Origin of the sequence: Synechococcus sp. W4D4, from assembly GCF_047716805.1 — a bacterium.
Classification (GTDB): domain Bacteria; phylum Cyanobacteriota; class Cyanobacteriia; order PCC-6307; family Cyanobiaceae; genus Vulcanococcus.
This window is the reverse complement of the sequence record NZ_CP180404.1, coordinates 1,769,123-1,790,996: the sequence shown is the minus strand read 5'-3', so window position 1 is coordinate 1,790,996 and position 21,874 is coordinate 1,769,123. Positions and strand designations below refer to the sequence as shown.

Below are 21,874 nucleotides of genomic sequence, written 5' to 3'. Positions count from 1 at the left end.
ATAGCGTTCTGGCACCTGCAACGGAGCCATGCCTCCTGAGTTCGCCCAACCCTTTCAGCAGCTGTTCGCACGCCAGATGACACTGGCCTTGCTCGAACACTGTGTTCGCTTAGACGCCCCTGTGAGCCTGGTTAATCAACGCCTGGATGCGCTGGGCCAGAGCCCCGAGGCCCAGGCATTGGAAGCCGAATTTTTGCTGGATCCCTAGGCCTAAGCCAGCCCTAGCGAGGGTGCAGCTGCATCAGTCGCTGCACCTCACCGGCGTGATAGCTGCTGCGGGTCAAGGGAGTGCTGACCACCTGCAGGAAGCCCAGCTCTTGCTCGCCGTGGAGCCGGAAGCGCTCGAATTGCTCGGGGGTGACAAAGCGATCCACCGGCAGGTGCTTTGGTCCTGGGGAGAGGTACTGGCCGATGGTGACGATGTCGACCCGGTGCTCGCGCAGATCCTGCAGGGTCTCCATGACCTCCTCATCACTCTCACCCAGGCCCACCATTAACCCGGATTTGCTGTAGGCCTTAGGCCAGCGCTCCCGCACCTGCAGCAGCAGCTCCAAGGAGCGTTCGTAAATGCCCTGGGGCCTGGCTTTTTTGTAGAGCCGGGGGACGGTTTCGATGTTGTGGTTCAGGACATCGGGTCCGGCCTCCATGACCGTGGCCAGGGCGTTCCAGTCCCCGCAGAAATCGGGGATTAAGAGCTCGATGGTGGTCTGGGGAGAGCGCTGGCGAACGGCCTCGATGCAGGCCACGAATTGGCTGGCTCCGCCATCACTGAGGTCGTCCCGGTTCACCGAGGTAATCACCACATGCTTGAGGCCAAGCCGAGCGGTGGCTTCGCCCAGCCGCTCGGGCTCGGTCGGATCAAGGCTGCGAACGCTCTTATCGAAATCGATATCGCAGTAAGGGCAGGCCCGGGTACAGCCCGGACCCATGATCAAAAAGGTCGCTGTGCCGCCGGCAAAGCATTCGCCGATGTTGGGGCAGCTGGCTTCCTGGCAAACGGTGTTGAGTTTGAGATCCAGCAGCAGATCGGCCACCTCACCGATGCGTTCCCGCTGGGGAGCTTTAACGCGCAGCCAGTCGGGTTTCAGCAAGGGATCTTGAGCGCGCCGAAGGCACCAAAGGGCTTGCTGACTCTAGGAAGCGACTGGGCCACCATCTCCTACACTCCGCCCATCGGGATGTAGCGCAGCTTGGTAGCGCACTTCGTTCGGGACGAAGGGGCCGCAGGTTCGAATCCTGTCATCCCGATTCTCACTGCAGCTCAGCGCCTGGATACCCCCGCGGGGTAACCATCTGGCCAGATTCTGCGCGGCTGCTGCTGTTGCCCACCATCACCAGGGTGAGCATGTCCACCTGCTCGATGGGAAGGCTACCCAGTTCGTGCAGGGTCACCTGCTCGTCGGGGCGGCCCAGTTGGCGCGCCAGGACCACAGGGGTGGTCTCGGATCTGCCGGTGAGTAGAAGTTGCTGGGCGCGCTCCAGTTGCCAATCCCTGCCTTTGGAGCGTGGGTTGTACAGAGCGACAACAAAGTCGCCTGCGGCCGCTGCCTCCAGGCGCTTTTCGATCACAGCCCAGGGCGTTAGACGGTCGCTCAAGCTGATGGTGCAGAAGTCGTGCATCAACGGTGCCCCTGCCCGGGCTGCGGCGACCTGTAGGGCCGAGAGGCCGGGGTGGACTTCAAAGCTGGGTCGATCGGCTGGATCTAGCTCCAGCCAGAGCTCCAGGGCTAGACCGGCCATTCCGTAGATCCCGCTGTCGCCCGAGGAGATCAAGGAGACGGTCTGTCCCTCGCAGGCCAGTCTCAGGGCTTCTTTGCAGCGTTCCCGCTCCTGCGTGAGTTGCCCGTCACTGCGTAGTTGATCCGGCCGCCGCAGCGGTTCGAGCAAATCCAGGTAGAGCCCATAGCCCACCCAGACGCAGCTCTGACTTAAGGCCGCTTTGGCGTCGGGGGTTAAGAGGTCCAGGCGTCCGGGCCCACTGCCAATCAGGTGCAGCTGGCCGCGATGGGGTGCCCACTGGCTTGCGGCCTGGGCTAATGCTGCGGTCGCCGCCCCCTGCTCCTCGGCTTCGGCGCGGGTGATCTGTTTCTCCGCGAGCAGCCTCGCGTCAGGGCCCGCGGCGAGCAGGGCCGAGGCTTCTGCCACGCTGGCCGTCCCCAGTTCTGCGGCCACTACCGCGGATGGGTTGGGCACAGCCACAGGAGCCAGGCGTTCAGCGCTGAAGCAGCGCAGGGGCCAGCCGCGACGTTCCGCCAGCTCCAGCAGCGCTGGTTCATCGGCCTTGCGATCGGCACTGGCCAAGCCAGCGATTGCTTCCGGTGCGATCTGGTTTTGCTGGATCAAACTGTCGCAGCAGCGCTCCAGCAGGCTCAGGCTGGTATTGCGCTCGCAGCCCATGCCCAGCCAAACGCTGGGCGGGTGCCAGCGGCAGCCTCGCTCTGCCGTGATGCCAACTGAGAGCTCCTGTGTGGCCTGCTCTTGCCCTGGGGCCAGGCCCGGGAGCTCTTGCCAGCGGGGATTCCCCTGTAGGTGTTGGCTGGCCAGTGCTTCCCCCCGGGCGATCGCCTTCATCAGCTCGTTCCAGGGGCCGCCGTTCCGTTTCCAGCCCCAGGCTTGACCGAAACTGTCCAGGGCGACACGGCCTTCGCCATGGGCGGCTCCGGTGATCACCGCTTCTCCCTGGCAGCGGGCCGCCAGGGTCTGGGCTAAGGACTCCCCGCCTGCTTCGTGTCCCCCAAGCAAGGGGATCGCAAAGCGTCCGCTGGGATCGAGAACGACCACCGCCGGATCGCTGGCTTTGTCCCTGAGCTGAGGGGCGATCAGACGGGTAATGGCACCGCAGGCCCCGACGGCTACAAAGGCACGACTCACGCTCCAATTGGCCTGAAGCAGGGTCTGCAGTTCCCCGCTTTCCCAGTGGCTGCCATTGGCCGGGCTGGCCAGACGGTCAATGTCGCCTGATTGCAGTAGGCGTCGCAGCAGCGGCAGGCCGCTGGCGCTGAGGCTGAAACCCCAAATCAGGCTGTCGTTCATCCACCCAGCTTCGCCTTCAGGCCGCCAAAGGGGCCCTTGGGCTGGGCTTCGATCAGGGAGCCGTCGCTACTGACCAAATCTCGGGCCGAACCGCCCAGGCGACTACTGGGAGCCGTTCGTGGCTCCGTGCTCGCTGTCGCAGCAGGCGCGGGGGCAGCGCTTGGATCAGGTTCTGGCGCTGGAACCGGTGACGGCGCGGGAGTCAGCTTGGGACTGGTTGCTGGCGTGGGTTCGGCCTCGCCCATTGAAGCCGGCGATGGAGTCCGTGTCTCTGCGGCGGGTTGAGGTTCCTCGGGCTTCTCTGGGCTGGGTTCCGTCTTGGCGACCTCGGGCTGGGCCTCGCTGACTGGTGCCGCAGGAGTCTCCGGAGCTACTGCTGGGGGTTCGATTTCAGTCGCCTGCGGTTCGGCAGGTTCCGGCGGTGCGGGCTGAGGAACTGCTGCTTTCTCAACAACCACGGCGCCGCTGGCCTCGGGTTCGGGTGTCGGCGTGCCACTGAGGGCCGCGAGGGCTTCAGCGCTGAGACTGGCTTGCTGCCAACTGGGCTTGGGGCTGGTGTCGATGACTACCTCACGAACCACGCTGTTAAACGGCGGGTTTAAGGGATCACCCCGTCCATCCAGCAGTTCCAGTTGAACGGCATTGCTGCCCCGTTTCAGGCCCTTGAGCCAGAGGGGTGTCTGCCGATCCACCAGGAAGCTGTCGCCGTTGACGCTGACCCGCAGACGCCAACGGGCGTCGTCATCCCGGAGGTGCTGCAGCGGTGCGTCGATCAGCAGCCAGTCGATCAGAACCGGTTCGCTGTGCTGCAGGTCCGAAGGACTGGCCGCAATCAGTTGCGGCGAGCCAGAGCTGGGAAGTTGAGATGGATTGCGGGCGACCCGATGCAGGCGCAATTGCTGACTGGCGCCGGGTGCTTTGACCACCTCCCCCCAGGGCCGGGCGGCGAACACGGTCAGGCGATGGCTGCCTGGGCTGAGCTCCGGCATGGCAATCGCCTGGGCCTCTGTGTTGCTGCTAATCCGCAGGGGCGGCTGATCATCCAGTTGGACGACCAGGTGGGGGCCTAGCCCGTTTTTCTCGTCTTCATAGAGGGGCCAGTCCTGAACGTTGAGCTTCAGCGTCCAGGGACCGGCGGGAAGGCTGCTGTCATTTGCGGGGGCCAACACGTCGATCTGTGGTGCCCGGTCGTTCAACCTTTCCCTTAGTTGTTGAACTGCTCCTGGTGGGGCAACTTCCTGCAGCTCTCCACTCGGCTTTGAGCTTGTGACTGGGGAGACCTCGCTCCTGCTCCCTCTTGCGCTGGCGCCGGATGTGCAGCCACTGGTGACCATGAGCAACACCGCAAGCACCACGGCCGAGATGGCCTTCAGTGCTGACTGGCACATGCGATTGCCTCTCCCCACTCGTTCGGGCAAATGACTGAACACATTCTGCAGGTTTGCGGACTATTTGACCGGAAGGACTAATGCATTCTCGATAAATAGATCCCTTGAAATGGCCTGATTTGCTTAACAAGAGCGGGGTAATCTGAGAAAAATTGATGATTCTTTGCTCCCGTGAGAACTCAGTCCCTGACTGGCTCGGCTCCGGGTTGAACCTTTGTAACTGCCAGGCCGAGAGGCTTGGATTCCGCTTTTATACTTCCGCCAGCGGTCCCCGTATTGGGGCCCAAAGCGCCAGTCAGGAAGAGCGGTTTCGGCCTCGGTCGTAACAGGCTTTCTTGGCCCGGCGCCCATGGCGCGAGCTCCCGGCTTGCGTCCGTGGCTCCACTGGCGGCTCTTTGATTCGTCGAATTGCCTGGCCAGAAGGGTGGACCTCCACCTCGACCCCGTCCCTCGAGGAACCTCTCGATGACCATCAGCCCACCAGAGCGTGGGAAAACGGCGAAGGCCCAGGTCGACCGGGTGAACAACCCGGCCACCTTCGAACTGTTCGGTAAGCCCGGCCATTTCGATCGCAGCCTTGCCAAAGGTCCCAAAACCACAACCTGGGTTTGGAACCTCCACGCCAACGCTCACGACTTCGATAGCCACACCAGCGATCTCGAAGAGGTCAGCCGGAAGATTTTTTCGGCCCACTTCGGTCACCTGGCTGTCATTTTTGTTTGGCTGAGCGGCGCCTTCTTCCACGGTGCTCGCTTCTCCAACTTCTCCGGCTGGCTCGCCGACCCCACGCACGTGAAACCCAGTGCGCAGGTGGTTTGGCCTGTCTTCGGCCAAGAAATCCTTAACGGCGATGTGGGTGCCGGTTTCCACGGCATCCAGATCACTTCAGGCCTCTTCCACGTGTGGCGGGCCTGGGGCATCACCACTGAAACCCAGCTCATGGCCCTGGCCATCGGTGCTCTGGTGATGGCCGGTTTGATGCTCAATGCGGGCGTCTTCCACTACCACAAGGCAGCTCCCAAGCTCGAGTGGTTCCAGAACGTTGAGTCGATGCTCAACCACCATCTGGCCGGTCTGCTTGGTCTGGGTTCCTTGTCCTGGGCGGGTCACTTGATCCATGTGTCTCTGCCCACCACCGCGCTGATGGACGCCATCGATGCCGGCAGCCCCCTGTCGCTCAATGGCAAGACCATCGCCACCGTGGCGGATATCCCACTGCCCCACGAGTTCTTCAACCAGGACCTGCTGGCTCAGCTGTTCCCAGGTTTCGGTGCAGGCATCAATGCCTTCTTCACCGGCAACTGGGCTGCTTACAGCGATTTCCTCACCTTTAAAGGTGGCCTGAATCCTGTGACCGGCAGCATGTGGATGAGCGATATCGCTCACCACCATCTGGCGATCGCCGTGCTCTTCATCGTTGCCGGTCACATGTACCGGACCAACTGGGGCATTGGCCACAGCATCAAGGAGATCCTCGAGGGCCAGAAGGGCGACCCCCTGCTGTTCCCCGCCAGCAAAGGTCACGATGGCCTTTACGAGTTCATGACCACCAGCTGGCACGCTCAGTTGGCCGTGAACCTGGCTCTGCTGGGCTCACTGAGCATCATCGTCGCTCAGCACATGTACGCGATGCCTGCGTATCCCTACATCGGCATCGACTACCCCACGCAGCTGTCGATCTTCACCCACCACACCTGGATTGGTGGCTTCCTGATCGTTGGTGCTGGCGCTCACGCCGCCATCGCCATGATTCGCGACTATGACCCCGCCAAGCATGTGGACAACGTGCTCGATCGGGTGCTCAAGGCTCGCGATGCCCTGATCAGTCACCTGAACTGGGTGTGCATCTGGCTCGGCTTCCACAGCTTCGGCCTCTACATCCACAACGACACCATGCGTGCCCTGGGCCGTCCCCAGGACATGTTCAGTGACTCCGCCATTGCACTGAAGCCCGTCTTCGCGCAGTGGATCCAGGGTCTGCACGCCTCTGCTGCTGGTAGCACCGCACCTAACGCCCTCGCCGGCGTCAGCGAGGTCTTCAACGGCACCGTGGTTGCTGTGGGCGGCAAGGTTGCTGCCGGTCCGATCCCCCTGGGAACGGCCGACTTCATGGTCCACCACATCCACGCCTTCACGATTCACGTGACGGTGTTGATCCTGCTGAAGGGTGTTTTGTATGCCCGCAGCAGCCGCCTGGTTCCCGATAAGGCGAACCTCGGCTTCCGCTTCCCCTGCGACGGCCCCGGCCGTGGCGGTACCTGCCAGGTGTCGGCTTGGGACCACGTGTTCCTGGGCCTGTTCTGGATGTACAACTCCCTGTCGATCGTCATCTTCCACTTCTCCTGGAAGATGCAGAGCGACGTGTGGGGCACCGTCAACGCTGACGGTTCCGTGTCCCACATCACCAACGGCAACTTTGCCCAAAGCGCCATCACGATCAACGGCTGGCTGCGTGATTTCCTGTGGGCTCAGGCCGCACAGGTGATCAACAGCTATGGCTCCGCCACCAGTGCCTACGGTCTGATGTTCCTTGGTGCCCACTTCGTCTGGGCGTTCAGCTTGATGTTCCTGTTCAGTGGCCGCGGCTACTGGCAAGAGCTGATTGAGTCCATCGTCTGGGCTCACAACAAGCTGAAGGTTGCTCCCGCCATTCAGCCGCGGGCGCTTTCCATCACCCAGGGCCGTGCCGTCGGTGTTGCCCACTATCTGCTGGGCGGCATCGCGACCACCTGGTCGTTCTTCCTGGCCCGCATCATTGCGGTCGGCTGACCTCTCCTGACCTTTCCCAATGGCAACGAAATTTCCTTCGTTCAGCCAGGGTCTGGCACAGGACCCGACAACCCGTCGTATTTGGTACGGGATCGCCACGGCTCACGACTTCGAGAGCCATGACGGAATGACGGAGGAAAAGCTTTACCAAAAGCTTTTCTCCACCCATTTCGGTCACCTTGCGATCATCGGCCTCTGGGTTTCGGGCAACCTGTTCCACGTCGCCTGGCAGGGCAACTTCGAGCAGTGGGTCGCCGATCCGCTGCATGTCCGTCCCATCGCTCACGCGATCTGGGATCCCCACTTCGGCCAAGGCGCCATCACTGCCTTCACCCAGGCAGGCGCCTCCTCCCCGGTGAACATTGCGTACTCCGGCGTGTACCACTGGTGGTACACCATCGGCATGCGCACCAACGCCGAGCTGTACCAGGGCTCCATCTTCATGATGATCCTGTCGGCTTGGGCCCTGTTCGCTGGTTGGCTGCACCTTCAGCCCAAGTTCCGGCCTTCCCTGGCCTGGTTCAAGAACGCTGAATCCCGCCTGAACCACCACCTCGCGGTTCTGTTCGGTTTCAGCTCGATCGCTTGGACTGGTCACCTGGTCCACGTCGCCATCCCCGAATCCCGGGGTCAACACGTGGGTTGGGACAACTTCCTCAACGTGCTGCCTCACCCGGCAGGCCTGGCTCCCTTCTTCACAGGTAACTGGGGCGTTTACGCCCAGAACCCCGACACTGCCTATCAGGTGTTCGGTACCTCAGAAGGCTCTGGCACCGCGATCCTCACCTTCCTGGGTGGTTTCCACCCCCAAAGTGAGGCCCTCTGGCTGACCGACATTGCCCATCACCACCTGGCGATTGGCTGTCTGTTCGTGATCGCCGGTCACATGTACCGGACCAACTTCGGTATCGGTCACTCGATCCGCGAGATCCTCGAAGCCCACAACCCCCCCAACGGCACCCCTGGTGACTTGGGCGCTGGCCACAAGGGTCTTTACGACACCATCAACAACTCGCTCCACTTCCAGCTTGGTCTGGCCCTGGCTTCCCTGGGCGTTGTGACCAGCCTGGTGGCGCAGCACATGTATTCGATGCCGTCCTATGCGTTTATCGCCAAGGACTACACGACGCAGGCTGCCCTTTACACCCACCACCAGTACATCGCCATCTTCCTGATGTGCGGTGCCTTCGCTCACGGTGCGATCTTCTTCATCCGTGATTACGACCCCGAGGCCAACAAGAACAACGTTCTTGCTCGGATGCTCGAGCACAAAGAAGCGATCATTAGCCACCTGAGCTGGGTCTCCCTGTTCCTCGGCTTCCACACCCTTGGCCTCTACGTCCACAACGACGTGGTTGTGGCCTTCGGTACCCCCGAGAAGCAAATCCTGGTTGAGCCCGTCTTTGCACAGTTCGTGCAGGCCGCCTCTGGCAAGGCCATGTACGGCTTCGACGTGCTCCTCTCCAATGGCGCTAGCGCTGCTAGCAATGCCAGCGCCGCCTACATGGGTGGTTGGATGGACGCCATCAACGACGGTGGCAACGATCTGTTCCTGCAGATCGGCCCTGGTGACTTCCTGGTGCACCACGCCATCGCCCTGGGTCTGCACACCACCACCCTGATCCTGGTCAAGGGTGCTCTGGATGCCCGTGGCTCCAAGCTGATGCCTGACAAGAAGGACTTCGGCTACTCCTTCCCCTGCGACGGCCCCGGCCGTGGCGGTACCTGCGACATCAGTGCCTGGGACGCCTTCTACCTGGCTGTCTTCTGGGCCCTGAACACCGTGGGTTGGCTCACCTTCTACTGGCACTGGAAGCACCTCGCCATCTGGCAGGGCAACGTGGCTCAGTTCAACGAATCCAGCACCTATCTGATGGGCTGGTTCCGCGACTACCTGTGGCTCAACTCCTCTCAGCTGATCAACGGTTACAACCCGTTCGGCAGCAACAACCTCGCCGTCTGGGCTTGGATGTTCCTGTTCGGTCACCTGATCTGGGCCACCGGCTTCATGTTCCTGATCTCCTGGCGCGGTTACTGGCAGGAACTGATCGAGACCATCGTCTGGGCTCACCAGCGCACCCCGCTCGCCAACCTGGTGGGCTGGCGCGACAAGCCTGTGGCTCTCTCGATCGTTCAGGCCCGTGTGGTTGGTCTGGCTCACTTCACCGTGGGCTACTTCGTGACCTACGCCGCCTTCTTGATCGCCTCCACCTCTGGCAAGTTCGGTTGATCCCTTCGATCAACCCTTGACTTGCTCCCCTTGAGGGACGACCAAGCGCCCCCGGCTCTGCCGGGGGCTTTTTTTATGCCTGACCTCGACGCTGCTCAGCAGGGACTAACGCCCTTGTGATGAGCTGGTTCCTGCCATCAGCCAGGCCAGGCCCGCAAGCAGCAGCCAAGGCAGTGGCCTCAGCTCAAACAGAGCAGCGCTGATGACCAGCAGTGGCTGAAACAACCACTCGTGCACGCTCAGCAGGACCACCAGCAGCAGGGGCAACCAAGCCATGGCCGGTTAGTTGAGGAGCTCTCTGGGCATCACAGCACCCGCGCGGAGCAAGCGCCAATTGCCCCCGGGCTCCAGCGCAATCACAGTGCTGGCCTGACCTGAGGGGCTTGGCCATGGTTCGGGTGCCAACCGGTTGAGTTCAGGGAACTTCAGCTGCACCTCAGCCGCTGTTTTGCAGGGCTCCTCCCCGGATCGATTGGCACTGGTTGTTGCCAAGGGGCCGCTGATGCGCAGCAGGTTTCGTGCCTGGTCGCAGTCCGGCACCCGTAGGCCCAGGGCGGCTCCACCTGGATTGAGCAGCTCGAGCTTTTCGCCACCCGCTGGCACCACCAGGGTCAGGGCCCCGGGCCAGTGCTGTTCCATCAATTGGAGCCAGCTCTGCTCGGGTTCCAGGCCCAGGCTGCTGAAGAGCTGCTCGCCGTCCGCGCCCATCAAGATCACGGGCTTGTTCTGGGGGCGTCGCTTGATCCGCCACAACAGAGCAGCGTGCTCCGGTGTGGTGGCTAAGGCCGGCAGTGTGTCGGTGGGGAAGACTCCGGCTTGGCCTTGCTGCAGCGCTGCGGCAAAGCGGTCTTCATCGAGGCAGCCTTCCATGGCTAGGGACCCTCCTGATCTGAAGGCTTCTGCGCCCTGGCGAATCGTTGGACTCCTTCTAAGTCCGAGTGGGCCTGGGTTTTGACCAATCCCGCTTCCTTCAGCAAGCCCAGGACAGCAGAGCTCTGGTCGTAGTGGTGCTCCAGAAGCAGCCAGCCCCCTGGCGCCAGACATTGGAGGGCATCGCTCGTAATCCTGCGAATGGCATCCAAGCCATCTGCCCCTCCATTGAGAGCCAGCTCAGGTTCGTGATCGCGCACGACCGGCTCGAGTTCCGCCCAGACCGCAGCAGGGATGTAGGGCGGGTTGCTGACCACCAGATCCAACTGACCCCACTGGTCCTGGATCGCATCCCACCAGTCACCCTCTCTGAACTCCACGCTGTTGCTGTTGAGGATTCGTCTGGCGTTCTCCTCCGTCTGCCTGAGCGCCGCGGTCGAGCGATCAACGGCGAAGCCCTTGCTGCTTGGCAGTGCTTTGGCTAACCCGATCGCGATGCAGCCTGAGCCGGTTCCCAGATCAGCCCAGCTCACTTGTGATTGCTGTTGATCAGGTCTCAGGCAGGCCAAGGCCAGATCAATCAGTAGCTCTGTCTCTTGCCTGGGGATCAAAACCCCAGGGGCCACCTTCAGTTCCAGATCCCGCCAGGGGCACAGGCCGACCAGGTACTGGAGGGGTTTGCCTTGTTCAAGGTGCTCTTGCCAGATTTCCTCCAGCGTTTCCAGCCTGTGCTCCAGCGCCACCTTCGATTCGGGGTAGAGCCTGAGGGCTTGCAACTGCGGCCAGTGCACCCCGCCTTTGAGATCCAGCAACCAGTCGAGCGCACTGGCTTCTCCGCCTTGGCGGAGCATGGTCTTCCGCCAGTTCAGCAGTGATTGAGCTGTGACCGAATCGCCCATGCGCTCAGCCTATGCAGCGTCCCTTCAGCTGGGATGCCACCACAGGCCAGGAGCGCTGCGCACCAGTCCGGCCATCTCTAGCTGCAGTAGCCCTTGACTGATCTGCCCAGGGTCGAGGCGAAGGGACCGGCAGAGCTGCTCAAGGCTTGCCCCCTGGCCAAGGGCAGCCATCAGCTTTGCCTGACGGCTGAGCAGGCCAGCATGCTCCTGGGCTGTGGACCTTTCGCCGGACACCGCTAGCGGACCGGTTCCCAACTGGTTCAACAGATCTGAGGGGAGGAGCAGAGGTGTGGCCCCTTGGCCCAGTAGGCGATTGCTGCCGGCTGCACTGCTCCGTCCAGCATCCGCAGGAATCACCCAGAGGGGGATTCCCTGAGCCCAGCCCAACTGTGCGGTCTTGAGGGCCGTGCTTTGCAGCGGGCATTCCACCAGGACCATGGCTTGAACCAGGCCGGTCTCAAGACGTTTTCTCAAGCTGAAGTGAGCAGCCCGCACCGCTGTGCCCTTGGGCCATTCAGAGATCAACAATCCCTCAGCGGAGATCTGTTTTTGCAAAGGCGCCAAGGTGCGTGGCGAGGTTTGATCGAGCGGTGTTCCAAGGATGGCGATGGGTGTCCCGCCAGCGGACAGGCAACCTTGATGGGCCGCCGCCTGAACCCCTTCAGCCAGGCCAGCCAGCACCGGCCAGCCCCCCTGCGCGAGCGTTCGTCCGATCGCCTGGGCCATGGCCAAGCCATGTCTGGATGCGCGCCGGGTCCCGATGATGGCAATGGCTTGGCGTTCTCGCAGTGCAGCCCAGACGCTTCCCCGCCCCTCCCAATGCAGGGCCAGAGGTGGTTGCGCGATCTCTTCAAGGCAGCTTGGAAAGGCGCGGTCTCCAGGGAGTAGGCAGCGGCGGGCAGACCACTTCAGGCGTTGCGCGGGGGTTGGTGGATGGCTGACGGGTGATGGCCCCACCTGTTGGCGGTAGGCATCGATCCGCTCCAGATCCTGCGTGCTGGCCTGGGTTCCGCGGAGAGCATGCTCCAGTTCTTGTCTGGAGGCCTGCCAGGCCTGATCGAGATCTTCAAAGAGGTTCTCGAGGTGTTCGAGTCTTCGCCAGCCCACGCCAGGACAGCGGCTCCAGATCAAGCGCCAGAGGCGATGCGCCTCGCTGGGTTCCGCGCCAAGGCGGCAACTGCGGCCTTGGCCAGAGCAGAAGGGACCTCGCAGGAGCTCGCCCATACCCGATCGCGACAGTACTTCTGTACTATAGCGAGACCCGTGAGTCTGAGCCTGGGCCTTGTCTTAGGCGCTCTAGCGCCTGCCGCAGGTCGTCAGGCGCCTTGCGTAGTAGTCGCCTCTGCCCTGGGCCTTGGCTCAGGTCCACCAGGACCAGCTCCACGCGGGCTTCGGCGGCCAGGCTTCCATCTGCCTTGATGAAGACGCTGCGCCATGGGAGTTTGACGCCCTGTTGCGGTAGGACCCAGCTCTCGAGTCGAATGGATTCTCCATGCAGCAGGGCTTGCCGGTAGTCGATCTGTAGTGAGACCACCGGCAGTTCCAGGCCGCGCTCTGAGAGGTCGCTGTAGGCAAGTCCCGCCTGGCGTAGGGCTTCCACCCGGGCTTCCTCCAGCCAGGCCAGATAGCTGCCATGCCACATCACTCCGGCATGGTCGGTGTGTTGTGGCAGAACCGATCGCTCCAGGTGCCAGGGGCGCTGATGTTGCTGCTCCGTCACGGTCTCCGGCACAAGTCGGGGTTACGCGCAATTCAGCCATAGGCTGCCCCAACGCGCCCTTGGGATGTGTTTCGCAATCTTCTGATCGCCGATTCAGGCAAAGGCCACGTTGAGGAAATGGTGCGCATGCTGCGCGACATTCCCACCGTGCGTCAGGCCCGCATCAATCTGCTCCACGTTGTCGCAGAGCAGGCGGGTCAGGACTACGCCGAACATTCCCAAAAAGCAGCCGGAATCGTCGCTGAAGCCGTTCAGCGGTTGGGGCTCAACCCTTCTGAGGTCAACACGATCATTCGCCAAGGGGACACCAAGCAAACGGTGTTGAAGGTGGCTGATGAACTGGATGCTGACCTGATCGTCATGGGTTCTCGGGGTTTGGGCCGGCTCCAGTCGATCCTGAACAACAGTGCTAGCCAGTACGTCTTCCAGCTCTCGACCCGGCCGATGTTGCTGGTGCGCGACGACCTCTATGTGCGTCACATCAACCGTGTGATGGTGGCGATTGATGGCACTGGGGTCGGTGACGACGCGCTCAGGCTGGCCTGTGAGTTGGTGCGCGATGTGCCCGGGAGCAGCCTGACGGGTGTTCACATCAGCCGCCAGGACATCACCCCCTCTCGCGGTGGGCAAACCCCTGCCGATGAGTTGCTCGATAAGGCCGTGCAGCGGGCCCGGGGCTTTGGCGTTGAGATGAAAGCAATCCACGGCACCGGCGACATCGGCCGGGGTTTCTGTCAGGCCGCTGAAGAGCACAAAGCCGATTTGGTTGTCATCGCCTCTCAGGATCGTCGCCCTCTGGTGGCCCGCGGGCTGGTGGATATCGATCGCCTGTTGGGTTCCTCGGTCAGTGACTACATCCGTGTGCATGCCCCTGCGCCGGTCCTCTTGGTTCGGGAGCCGGAAGGCCGGAGCTGATGGTCACCGCTGCCTCCATTTGCTGCTGACCTGAAATAAGGAAAACCCCCAGGGCCCTTGGGCTCTGGGGGTGTTGGCTGTTGAGCCCGCTAGGACGCTGGGATCAAGAAAGCCTTGGACCCATCAGGAAGATGCGTCCAGGGTCAGTGGATGCGGGGCCGTGAGTTCAGCTCTGGCGGCTGCTGGTCTGGATGTAAAGGACAATCAGGAACACCGTCGGAACCAGCACGAACATCAGGCTGGCAACGAAGCCGAGGTCGTTGGTTTCCATCGCAAAAGTCTTGAGCTCGGTGACCGTATCACCGCCAAAGGGGGTTGATCAGGCCTCTTCATCCCTCGTTGTGGTTTCGGTCTCGGCAGCGGACTCCGTGACGTCCTCCTCTTGCGGTTCAGGTTCGGGCCAGGCGGTGGGCCCGGCCGGGAGAGGGCTGGCTTTGGCGGTCGCAATCCGAGCGTCGGCATCGCCAAAACGCACTTGTGGGCGGGTCAGCACCAGCACTGATTGCTGCACCAGGGTTTGGCAAGCCAATCGCCAGCTCTGGGGCCTCCGGCGCAGCTTCTGATCTTCAACGGCGGTCCGGCCGCTCAGGCTTCCGGGACTGCTCTCCTCCACGACGTCGACGAAGCAGGTGATGCACTGGCCACAGCCACCACAGTTCCCCAGCTGACCTTTGAGGCCATAGAGCTCTAGGCCTTCACGGAGAGCCACCTCTCGGAGGTTCTCGCCCGGATAGCACTCCACGTCCCGCCCTTCACGTACAAATCGAATGACGGGCATGGCGGATCGCTCGGAATCCGAACATTCTGAGGGAATGGATTGCGTTTTGTAACCGCGGCATCGCCGGAGAGGGCACTCCTTGTGGCTCCAGCGTCGTTTTCCCGTCACGGCACGTTTCAGCTCGGTGCGGTTCAAAACGTTCTGTCAGCTGAACCCCTTACGATCGCGAGCACGGATCACGTGTTTGTCGGCTCTTGCTGGCAAAAACTGATCGCGCTGACTTCCTGTTTCGGTTTTCTGAAGCGGAAGGCTGGATTGTTTCCTCGGACCTGACCCCCATGGGATTGCCCTGGTATCGGGTGCACACGGTCGTGATTAACGACCCGGGCCGTTTGCTCGCCGTGCACCTCATGCACACTGCCTTGGTTGCTGGCTGGGCCGGCTCCATGGCTCTTTATGAGCTGGCCATTTTCGATCCTTCCGACCCGGTGCTCAACCCCATGTGGCGCCAGGGCATGTTCGTCATGCCGTTCATGGCTCGCCTGGGCGTGACGGACAGCTGGGGCGGCTGGAGCATCACCGGTGCCACCGGTGTTGATCCCGGCTTCTGGAGCTTCGAAGGTGTCGCAGCTGCTCACATCGTTTTCAGCGGCCTGCTGATGCTGGCCGCCATCTGGCACTGGACCTACTGGGATCTGGAGATCTGGCTGGACCCTCGCACTGGCGAGCCTGCGCTGGATCTCCCCAAGATCTTTGGTATCCACCTGCTGCTCGCTGGCCTTGGCTGCTTCGGCTTTGGTGCGTTCCACCTGACTGGTGTGTTTGGCCCAGGAATGTGGGTCTCAGACGCCTATGGCGTGACTGGACACCTCGAGGCCGTTCAACCGTCTTGGGGACCTGAGGGCTTCAACCCCTTCAACCCCGGTGGGATCGTTGCCCACCACATCGCCGCTGGCATCGTCGGCATCATTGCCGGCGTCTTCCACATCACGACTCGCCCCCCCGAGCGCCTGTACAAGGCCCTTCGGATGGGCAACATCGAAACCGTGCTTTCGAGTGCCATCGCTGCAGTGTTCTTCGCCGCCTTCATCGTGGCTGGAACCATGTGGTACGGCGCTGCTGCCACCCCGATCGAGCTGTTCGGTCCGACTCGCTATCAGTGGGACCAGGGCTACTTCAAAACTGAGATCAACCGCCGCGTTCAGACCGCTCTGGACAACGGTGCAACGAAGGAACAGGCCTACGCCCAGATTCCTGAAAAACTCGCCTTCTATGACTACGTCGGGAACAGTCCTGCCAAAGGCGGTCTGTTCCGCGTTGGCCCGATGGTGAATGGTGACGGTCTGCCCACGGGCTGGCTTGGTCACGTGGCCTTTACCGATAACCAAGGCCGCGATCTCGAGGTGCGCCGTCTGCCCAACTTCTTCGAGAACTTCCCTGTCGTTCTGGAAGACAGCCAAGGCATCGTCCGCGCTGATATTCCCTTCCGCCGCGCTGAAGCGAAGTATTCCTTCGAGCAGACCGGAGTAACGGCCACCATCTATGGCGGTTCCCTCAACGGTCAGTCCTTCACTGATCCGGCAGACGTGAAGCGTCTGGCCCGCAAGGCACAGCTTGGCGAGGCCTTCGAGTTCGATCGTGAGACCTACCACTCTGACGGCACCTTCCGCAGCTCACCTCGCGGTTGGTTCACGTTTGGCCATGCCTGCTTCGCTCTGCTGTTCTTCTTCGGTCACATCTGGCACGGTGCTCGCACCCTCTACCGCGATGTCTTTGCCGGCGTTGATCCTGATCTCGGTGAGCAGGTTGAGTTCGGTCTGTTCCAGAAACTGGGCGACCGCACCACCCGTCGTCTGCCGGAGGGTTATGTGCCCCCCGCAGGCAGCACCCTTAGCTGAGCGCCTCGGAGGTAACCCATGGAAAGCTTTGCTTACATTCTGATCCTGGCGTTGGCCATTTCCACTCTGTTCTTCGCGATCGCCTTCCGCGATCCCCCGAAGATCGGCAAGTGATTCGACCCCGGTGAGTTTCATAGCCCCCGCCACAAGCGGGGGCTTTTTGCTTTGGACGCGCTGAATGCCGCAAATCAGCTCAGCGGCGGCTTTTAAAGCAATCTCATTTCGACTTATCTGGCTGTTGTTTCGCTGCTGAGTCTCACCGGTTGACGCGGGGAGTCGCTCTGTTGCTTGGCAAGACCCAAGTTGCAGCAGCCCTTCTCAAATGGAAATGTTCTGTCTAAACTTGAGCAACTTCTCCGGCGGAACTTCGGGCATGCAGTGCCCCTCCTGTCAGCACACCGATAGCCGCGTTCTTGAATCGCGTTCCGCGGACACCGGTCGCAGTGTGCGTCGTCGTCGGGAGTGCCTTAATTGCGAGTTTCGCTTCACCACCTATGAGCGGGTGGAGACAGTTCCGATCACTGTGCTGAAACGCAGCGGCAACCGCGAGGCTTTCAATCGCGGCAAGTTGCTGCATGGTCTGCTTCGGGCCTGTGACAAAACGGGACTGGAACCCAGTCGATTAGAGCTGGTTGTCGACGAACTGGAGTTAGAGCTCCAGAGCCGCAGCGGCCGGGAAGTCTCCAGTCGGGACATCGGTGAATTGGCCCTGCAGCACTTGGCGGGGATGAGCGACGTTGCCTACATCCGTTTCGCTTCGGTCTATCGCCAGTTCCAGAGCGTCGCAGATTTTGTGGCCACGCTGGATGGTCTGAACCGCAAGCCCAAAGGCAAGTCATTGGCTGCGGTGGGCTAGGCCTCGCTTGCGAGGGTTCTTCAGCAGCTGACCTCTATAGTTTTGGATTCCCTGCGCCGGTGGCGGCCGACGCATTGGTCCCTTCGCGCTGCCTCGGGCAGTCCGCCGACTCTCCATGACCGTGACCCCTTCCGATCTCAACACCAGCGAGACTGACGTGGCCGTAGAGGCCGTTGATCAGGACGTGGCCGTCGAGGCTGTCGATCAAGACGTGGTTGACGCTGCTGCTGAGCTCGACCTGGATATTCCGGAAGAGGTGCCCAGCGCCGACGACCCCAGCAGCCGTGCTGTGGCTCGCGACCTCGATGGCGTTGGCTTCACCCTGGACGAGTTCGCGTCGCTGCTGAGCAAGTACGACTACAACTTCAAGCCTGGCGACGTAGTAAAGGGCACCGTGTTCGCCATTGAGCCCAAGGGCTCAATGATCGACATCGGCGCGAAGACAGCCGCCTTCATGCCCATGCAGGAGGTGTCGATCAACCGGGTCGAGCACATCAGTGATGTGCTCGAGCCAGGCGAAGAGCGTGAGTTCTTCATCCTGAGCGAAGAGAACGAGGATGGTCAGCTCACCCTCTCGATTCGCCGCATTGAGTACCAGCGCGCCTGGGAGCGGGTTCGTCAGCTTCAGAAGGAAGACGCCACCATCTACAGCGAGGTGTTTGCCACCAACCGTGGTGGTGCGCTGGTGCGGGTTGAAGGTCTGCGTGGCTTCATCCCTGGTAGCCACATCAGCACCCGCAAGCCCAAGGAGGAGCTGGTTGCTGAGTTCTTGCCTCTGAAGTTCCTGGAGGTGGATGAAGAGCGCAACCGCCTCGTCCTCAGCCATCGTCGTGCCCTGGTTGAGCGCAAGATGAATCGCCTCGAGGTGGGCGAAGTGGTCATCGGTACCGTCCGTGGCATCAAGCCCTACGGCGCCTTCATCGACATCGGTGGTGTCAGCGGCCTGCTGCACATCTCCGAGATCAGCCACGAGCACATTGAGACCCCCCACACGGTGCTCAATGTCAACGATCAGATGAAGGTGATGATCATCGACCTCGACGCAGAGCGTGGTCGCATCTCCCTCTCCACCAAAGCCCTTGAGCCCGAGCCCGGTGACATGCTCACCGATCCTCAGAAGGTGTTCGAGAAGGCTGAGGAAATGGCGGCCCGCTACAAGCAGATGCTGCTTGAGCAGGCTGAAGACGGCGAAATGGCTTACGAGTGAAGTTGAGCCATGGCTGAGCTCCTGTTGCGTGGCACGGAGCTTGGAGCCATTGATGCGGTGCTGTTCGACAAGGACGGCACCCTCAGCATCAGTGAGCCCCAGCTACTCACCCTGGCGGAAGCCAGGGTTTTTCTCTGCTTGGAGCAGGTCAGCGTTGAGCGGCGTGACCCGCTGAAGGATTTGCTGCAGCGGGCCTATGGCCTGAAGTCCGACGCCATCTGTCCGGCTGGCATTACCGCGGTGGCGAGCCGAGATCACAACTTGATCGCCACGGCGACGGCTTTTGTTCAAGTCGGTGTTGGTTGGCCAGAGGCGCTGGCTCTCAGCGAGCAGGTTTTCGCAGAGGCCGATGCAGTTGATGCTCGCCGCACTGCGGACTCCCCGCTTCCCACAAGTTCCACCACTGAGGGGCTCTTCCTTTGGCTTGAGCAGTTGCAGGTGGTCGGGGTCCGTTGCGCCGTGATCAGCAATGACGACATGGCCGGCATCGAGCACTTTCTTGGAGCCCACGGCTTGCGGGGTTACTTTTCCGGGCTCTGGAGCGCTGAGCATCGTCCCCGCAAACCGGATCCCGCTGCGGTTCACGGGCTTTGCGCGGAGATGGGCGTTGATGTCAGCCGCTGCGCCCTGATCGGTGATGCCAATAGTGATCTGCGCATGGCGGTCGCCGCAGGAATCCCTCATCCCTTAGCCCTGGGCTATACGGCGGCCTGGAGAACCACACCCCCTTTGGCCGAACCCCATCCCTTGGTGCATGCCTGGAGCGAGTTGAGTGTCCGCCCGTCCTTCCCTTAGGTTGGCTTTTAACTAAGAACCCAAGTCTGGGAATGAGCCGATACGTCTTCACCTCCGAGTCGGTGACCGAGGGGCATCCCGACAAGATCTGCGATCAGGTGAGTGATGCGGTTCTCGACGCCCTCCTTGCTCAGGACCCCGCCTCCCGTGTGGCCTGCGAAACCGTGGTCAACACCGGTCTCTGCTTGATCACCGGTGAAGTCACGACCACCGCCAAGGTCGACTACATCAGCCTGGTGCGGGGTGTGATTCAGAAGATCGGCTATTCCGGTGCCCGTGCTGGTGGTTTTGACGCCAACAGCTGTGCGGTCTTGGTGGCCCTAGATCAGCAGTCCCCCGACATTGCCCAGGGCGTTAACGAAGCGGACGACCACGCCGGTGATCCCTTGGATCTGGTGGGTGCTGGTGACCAGGGCATCATGTTCGGCTTCGCCTGCAACGAGACTCCCGAGCTGATGCCGCTCCCCATCAGCCTGGCCCACCGTCTTTCACGGCGTTTGGCAGAGGTGCGCCACGACGGCACCCTCCCCTATCTGCTTCCTGATGGCAAAACCCAGGTCAGCGTCGTTTACGAAAACGACCAGCCTGTGGCGATCGACACGATCTTGATCTCCACCCAGCACATCTCCGAGATCGACGGGGTGAGCGAAGAGAAGGCCATTCGTGAGCGCATCTCAGCTGACCTCTGGGCCCATGTCGTCGAGCCCGCCACTGCGGACCTGACCCTCAAGCCCTCCAAGGACGGCACCCGTTTCCTGGTGAATCCCACCGGCAAATTTGTGGTCGGCGGCCCCCAAGGCGACGCCGGTTTGACTGGCCGCAAGATCATCGTGGACACCTATGGCGGCTATGCCCGCCATGGCGGTGGTGCCTTCTCTGGCAAAGATCCCACCAAGGTGGATCGCTCCGCTGCCTATGCCGCCCGCTACGTCGCCAAGGCCCTGGTGGCCGCTGGTCTGGCCCGCAAGGCTGAGGTTCAGCTGAGCTATGCCATCGGTGTTGCCAAGCCCGTCAGCATCCTGGTGGAGAGCTTTGGCACGGGTGTGGTCAGCAATGACGACCTCACCGCCTTGGTGCAGGAGCACTTCGATCTGCGCCCGGGCGCGATCATCGACACCTTCGGTCTGCGCAGCCTGCCTCAGCAGCGCGGTGGTGGCTTCTATCAAGACGTTGCCGCCTATGGCCACTTCGGTCGCAGTGATCTGAACCTCCCCTGGGAGAACGTCGATGACGTTGCTGCCACCTTGAAGCAAGCCACGGCCGCCCGCGCAGCCGCTTGATCTCCAGCAGCCTTGAGCCGCTGGGCCTGGGAATTGACCTGGGTACCAGCGGTTTGCGGCTGGCCCTGGTTGATCCCTCGGGCACCCTTCTGGCCGAGAGTTCGGGCGATTACCCCAGCAGTTTTGAGGATCCACTGGGCTGGCGTCAGGGGGTGATCGCTCTCTGCGCTGAGCTGCCTGAAGTTCTACGCGACCGGGTGAGCGCTGTTGCTGTCGATGGCACCTCAGGTACGGTCCTGGCCTGCGCAGCCAATGGTGAACCCTTTGGCAGTGCGCTTCCGTATTTCCTGGCCTGTCAGGAGCAGGGCTCTGCGTCGGCCGAGCTCGCGGGCAGTGCTTCGGTGCCCGCGGGCAGTGCCAGTGGCAGCTTGGCCAGGGTGCTTCGGTTGCGGGCTGAACGCAGGGACGACGGGGTCTTGTTTCGGCATCAGGCCGACTGGCTCAGTGGTTGGCTGATCGGGGATTGGCGCTTCGGAGAGGAGGGCAACAACCTGCGCCTCGGATGGGATCTTCGCCAGAGGCGCTGGCAGGGCGCCATCGGGGACCAACCCTGGAGTCGGGCCCTGCCGGAGGTGATTGCGTCGGGTACTGCTCTTGGGCCCTTGTCGCAGACCGCCAGGACCGCCCTGGGATTACCGGCTCACTGCCAGGTGGTGGCCGGTAGCACCGATGCCAATGCGGCTGTCTTGGCTGCTGATCCCCAGCCTGGTGACGGGGTCACGGTGCTGGGAACCACCCTGGTCCTGAAGCAATTTGCTGAGGAACCGTTGACTGGCCCTGGCATCAGCTGCCATCGCGTCGCGGGCCGCTGGCTCGTAGGGGGCGCGTCCAACGCCGGGGCCGGCGTCCTCCGCCAGTTCTTCTCCGATTCCCTACTTGTTGAATTGAGTCGTCAGATTGATCCGCGCAGTAGCAGTGGTCTGAATCTGCGGCCTTTGCCCCGGACGGGAGAGCGCTTCCCGGTGGACGATCCCTCCCTGGAGCCGATTCTTGAGCCCCGGCCCATCAGCGATGCCCTCTACCTGCAGGGCTTGCTGGAGGGCTTGGCGCGGATCGAGGCCCAGGGCTGGTCTGCACTGCAGCGTCTGGGAGCTGATCCGATCCAGCGTGTGATCAGCTTGGGCGGTGGTGCCCGCAATCCTCAGTGGCGCCTGATCCGTCAGGGCATCCTGGGGATTCCAGTGCTGAACCGCCCAAGCTGCACAGCAGCCTCAGGGATGGCCAGACTGGCGCTTTCTGCCGCTTGCCCTCCGTGAAGGAACGCCTTGCCTCTTGGCTCTCCATCGCTTTGTTCGT

Annotated in this window: 21 protein-coding genes and 1 tRNA gene; 12 read left to right on the top strand and 10 right to left on the bottom strand. The window is 62.1% G+C overall.

The annotated features are described in order from the left end of the window. Positions 1-28: 28 nt before the first annotated feature. Positions 29-208 carry a hypothetical protein gene (locus tag ACLM42_RS10095; protein ID WP_415398968.1) on the top strand — a complete coding sequence of 60 codons (180 nt, stop codon included), beginning with the start codon at positions 29-31 and terminating at the stop codon, positions 206-208. A gap of 13 nt (positions 209-221) precedes the next feature. On the opposite strand, the gene lipA is transcribed toward ACLM42_RS10095, so the two are convergent. Then, positions 222-1,091 (bottom strand): lipoyl synthase, encoded by an 870-nt coding sequence (gene lipA, locus ACLM42_RS10090; protein ID WP_247909482.1) that lies wholly within the window; start codon positions 1,089-1,091, stop codon positions 222-224. Positions 1,092-1,174: 83 nt separating this feature from the next. Here lipA and ACLM42_RS10085 point away from each other — a divergent pair. Then, positions 1,175-1,248, top strand: a tRNA-Pro gene (locus tag ACLM42_RS10085). Positions 1,249-1,251: 3 nt separating this feature from the next. On the opposite strand, the gene cobJ is transcribed toward ACLM42_RS10085, so the two are convergent. Continuing rightward, complete coding sequence (gene cobJ, locus ACLM42_RS10080; protein ID WP_415398967.1) at positions 1,252-3,033, bottom strand: precorrin-3B C(17)-methyltransferase; 1,782 nt, start codon at positions 3,031-3,033, stop codon at positions 1,252-1,254. Further along, the gene (locus ACLM42_RS10075; protein WP_415398966.1) at positions 3,030-4,202 is read right to left on the bottom strand and encodes a hypothetical protein; all 1,173 of its coding nucleotides are present in this window, start codon (positions 4,200-4,202) and stop codon (positions 3,030-3,032) included. The genes cobJ and ACLM42_RS10075 overlap by 4 nt, the downstream gene beginning before the upstream one ends. 684 nt (positions 4,203-4,886) lie before the next feature. Here ACLM42_RS10075 and psaA point away from each other — a divergent pair. Continuing rightward, on the top strand, positions 4,887-7,190 hold the full coding sequence (gene psaA, locus ACLM42_RS10070) for a photosystem I core protein PsaA (RefSeq protein ID WP_247909479.1): 2,304 nt from the start codon (positions 4,887-4,889) through the stop codon (positions 7,188-7,190). Between the two features lie 19 nt (positions 7,191-7,209). Next, entirely contained in the window at positions 7,210-9,420 is a 2,211-nt protein-coding gene (gene psaB, locus ACLM42_RS10065) for a photosystem I core protein PsaB (protein ID WP_247909478.1), read from the top strand. 105 nt (positions 9,421-9,525) lie between these two features. Here the strand turns inward: psaB and ACLM42_RS10060 are convergent, their stop codons facing one another. The 5 genes from ACLM42_RS10060 to ACLM42_RS10040 are packed head-to-tail and all read right to left on the bottom strand — an operon-like array spanning position 9,526 to position 12,909. After that, positions 9,526-9,696 (bottom strand): hypothetical protein, encoded by a 171-nt coding sequence (locus tag ACLM42_RS10060; protein ID WP_247909477.1) that lies wholly within the window; start codon positions 9,694-9,696, stop codon positions 9,526-9,528. A gap of 6 nt (positions 9,697-9,702) precedes the next feature. After that, a complete protein-coding gene (locus ACLM42_RS10055) occupies positions 9,703-10,290 on the bottom strand; it encodes an L-threonylcarbamoyladenylate synthase (protein ID WP_415398965.1) in 588 nt (195 codons plus the stop codon). A gap of 2 nt (positions 10,291-10,292) precedes the next feature. Beyond that, positions 10,293-11,189, bottom strand: coding sequence for a peptide chain release factor N(5)-glutamine methyltransferase (gene prmC, locus ACLM42_RS10050; protein ID WP_247909475.1), 897 nt, complete (start codon positions 11,187-11,189; stop codon positions 10,293-10,295). A 24-nt stretch (positions 11,190-11,213) separates the two neighbouring features. After that, positions 11,214-12,413, bottom strand: coding sequence for a DNA-processing protein DprA (locus ACLM42_RS10045; RefSeq protein WP_415398964.1), 1,200 nt, complete (start codon positions 12,411-12,413; stop codon positions 11,214-11,216). Positions 12,414-12,438: 25 nt separating this feature from the next. Next, entirely contained in the window at positions 12,439-12,909 is a 471-nt protein-coding gene (locus ACLM42_RS10040; protein ID WP_415398963.1) for an acyl-CoA thioesterase, read from the bottom strand. A 66-nt stretch (positions 12,910-12,975) separates the two neighbouring features. On the opposite strand from ACLM42_RS10040, the gene ACLM42_RS10035 reads away from it, so the two are divergent. Next, positions 12,976-13,824, top strand: a complete 849-nt coding sequence (locus ACLM42_RS10035; protein ID WP_415398962.1) for a universal stress protein — start codon at positions 12,976-12,978, stop codon at positions 13,822-13,824. 166 nt (positions 13,825-13,990) lie between these two features. Here the strand turns inward: ACLM42_RS10035 and psbM are convergent, their stop codons facing one another. Next, positions 13,991-14,095 (bottom strand): photosystem II reaction center protein PsbM, encoded by a 105-nt coding sequence (psbM, locus tag ACLM42_RS10030; protein WP_010314676.1) that lies wholly within the window; start codon positions 14,093-14,095, stop codon positions 13,991-13,993. 48 nt (positions 14,096-14,143) lie between these two features. After that, positions 14,144-14,602 (bottom strand): 2Fe-2S iron-sulfur cluster-binding protein, encoded by a 459-nt coding sequence (locus ACLM42_RS10025; RefSeq protein WP_247909471.1) that lies wholly within the window; start codon positions 14,600-14,602, stop codon positions 14,144-14,146. Positions 14,603-14,880: 278 nt separating this feature from the next. On the opposite strand from ACLM42_RS10025, the gene psbB reads away from it, so the two are divergent. The 7 genes from psbB (at position 14,881) to ACLM42_RS09990 (ending at position 21,834) form a co-directional block, all read left to right on the top strand. Continuing rightward, positions 14,881-16,440 (top strand): photosystem II chlorophyll-binding protein CP47, encoded by a 1,560-nt coding sequence (gene psbB, locus ACLM42_RS10020; protein ID WP_247909470.1) that lies wholly within the window; start codon positions 14,881-14,883, stop codon positions 16,438-16,440. An 18-nt stretch (positions 16,441-16,458) separates the two neighbouring features. Beyond that, complete coding sequence (locus ACLM42_RS10015; RefSeq protein WP_010314684.1) at positions 16,459-16,554, top strand: photosystem II reaction center protein T; 96 nt, start codon at positions 16,459-16,461, stop codon at positions 16,552-16,554. Positions 16,555-16,813: 259 nt separating this feature from the next. Then, positions 16,814-17,296, top strand: a complete 483-nt coding sequence (gene nrdR, locus ACLM42_RS10010; protein ID WP_247909469.1) for a transcriptional regulator NrdR — start codon at positions 16,814-16,816, stop codon at positions 17,294-17,296. A gap of 115 nt (positions 17,297-17,411) precedes the next feature. After that, positions 17,412-18,503: a 30S ribosomal protein S1 gene (locus ACLM42_RS10005; protein ID WP_247911904.1), complete on the top strand. Its 1,092-nt coding sequence runs from the start codon at positions 17,412-17,414 to the stop codon at positions 18,501-18,503. A gap of 9 nt (positions 18,504-18,512) precedes the next feature. Further along, on the top strand, positions 18,513-19,298 hold the full coding sequence (locus ACLM42_RS10000; protein WP_415398961.1) for an HAD family hydrolase: 786 nt from the start codon (positions 18,513-18,515) through the stop codon (positions 19,296-19,298). A 32-nt stretch (positions 19,299-19,330) separates the two neighbouring features. Beyond that, a complete protein-coding gene (metK, locus tag ACLM42_RS09995; protein WP_247911902.1) occupies positions 19,331-20,578 on the top strand; it encodes a methionine adenosyltransferase in 1,248 nt (415 codons plus the stop codon). Further along, a complete protein-coding gene (locus ACLM42_RS09990) occupies positions 20,575-21,834 on the top strand; it encodes an FGGY-family carbohydrate kinase (protein ID WP_247911900.1) in 1,260 nt (419 codons plus the stop codon). The genes metK and ACLM42_RS09990 overlap by 4 nt, the downstream gene beginning before the upstream one ends. The last annotated feature ends 40 nt before the right edge of the window (positions 21,835-21,874 follow it).

Excerpts from the sequence above, each read along its gene's own strand:
- ACLM42_RS10000 (WP_415398961.1), top strand. The coding sequence starts at position 18,513 with ATGGCTGAGCTCCTGTTGCGTGGCACGGAGCTTGGAGCCATTGATGCG.
- ACLM42_RS10015 (WP_010314684.1), top strand. The coding sequence starts at position 16,459 with ATGGAAAGCTTTGCTTACATTCTGATCCTGGCGTTGGCCATTTCCACT.
- ACLM42_RS10055 (WP_415398965.1), bottom strand. The coding sequence starts at position 10,290 with ATGGAAGGCTGCCTCGATGAAGACCGCTTTGCCGCAGCGCTGCAGCAA.
- prmC (WP_247909475.1), bottom strand. The coding sequence starts at position 11,189 with ATGGGCGATTCGGTCACAGCTCAATCACTGCTGAACTGGCGGAAGACC.
- ACLM42_RS10025 (WP_247909471.1), bottom strand. The coding sequence starts at position 14,602 with ATGCCCGTCATTCGATTTGTACGTGAAGGGCGGGACGTGGAGTGCTAT.
- nrdR (WP_247909469.1), top strand. The coding sequence starts at position 16,814 with ATGCAGTGCCCCTCCTGTCAGCACACCGATAGCCGCGTTCTTGAATCG.
- cobJ (WP_415398967.1), bottom strand. The coding sequence starts at position 3,033 with ATGAACGACAGCCTGATTTGGGGTTTCAGCCTCAGCGCCAGCGGCCTG.
- psaA (WP_247909479.1), top strand. The coding sequence starts at position 4,887 with ATGACCATCAGCCCACCAGAGCGTGGGAAAACGGCGAAGGCCCAGGTC.
- ACLM42_RS10060 (WP_247909477.1), bottom strand. The coding sequence starts at position 9,696 with ATGGCTTGGTTGCCCCTGCTGCTGGTGGTCCTGCTGAGCGTGCACGAG.
- ACLM42_RS10045 (WP_415398964.1), bottom strand. The coding sequence starts at position 12,413 with ATGGGCGAGCTCCTGCGAGGTCCCTTCTGCTCTGGCCAAGGCCGCAGT.
- psaB (WP_247909478.1), top strand. The coding sequence starts at position 7,210 with ATGGCAACGAAATTTCCTTCGTTCAGCCAGGGTCTGGCACAGGACCCG.
- psbM (WP_010314676.1), bottom strand. The coding sequence starts at position 14,095 with ATGGAAACCAACGACCTCGGCTTCGTTGCCAGCCTGATGTTCGTGCTG.
- psbB (WP_247909470.1), top strand. The coding sequence starts at position 14,881 with ATGGGATTGCCCTGGTATCGGGTGCACACGGTCGTGATTAACGACCCG.
- metK (WP_247911902.1), top strand. The coding sequence starts at position 19,331 with ATGAGCCGATACGTCTTCACCTCCGAGTCGGTGACCGAGGGGCATCCC.
- ACLM42_RS10005 (WP_247911904.1), top strand. The coding sequence starts at position 17,412 with ATGACCGTGACCCCTTCCGATCTCAACACCAGCGAGACTGACGTGGCC.
- ACLM42_RS10095 (WP_415398968.1), top strand. The coding sequence starts at position 29 with ATGCCTCCTGAGTTCGCCCAACCCTTTCAGCAGCTGTTCGCACGCCAG.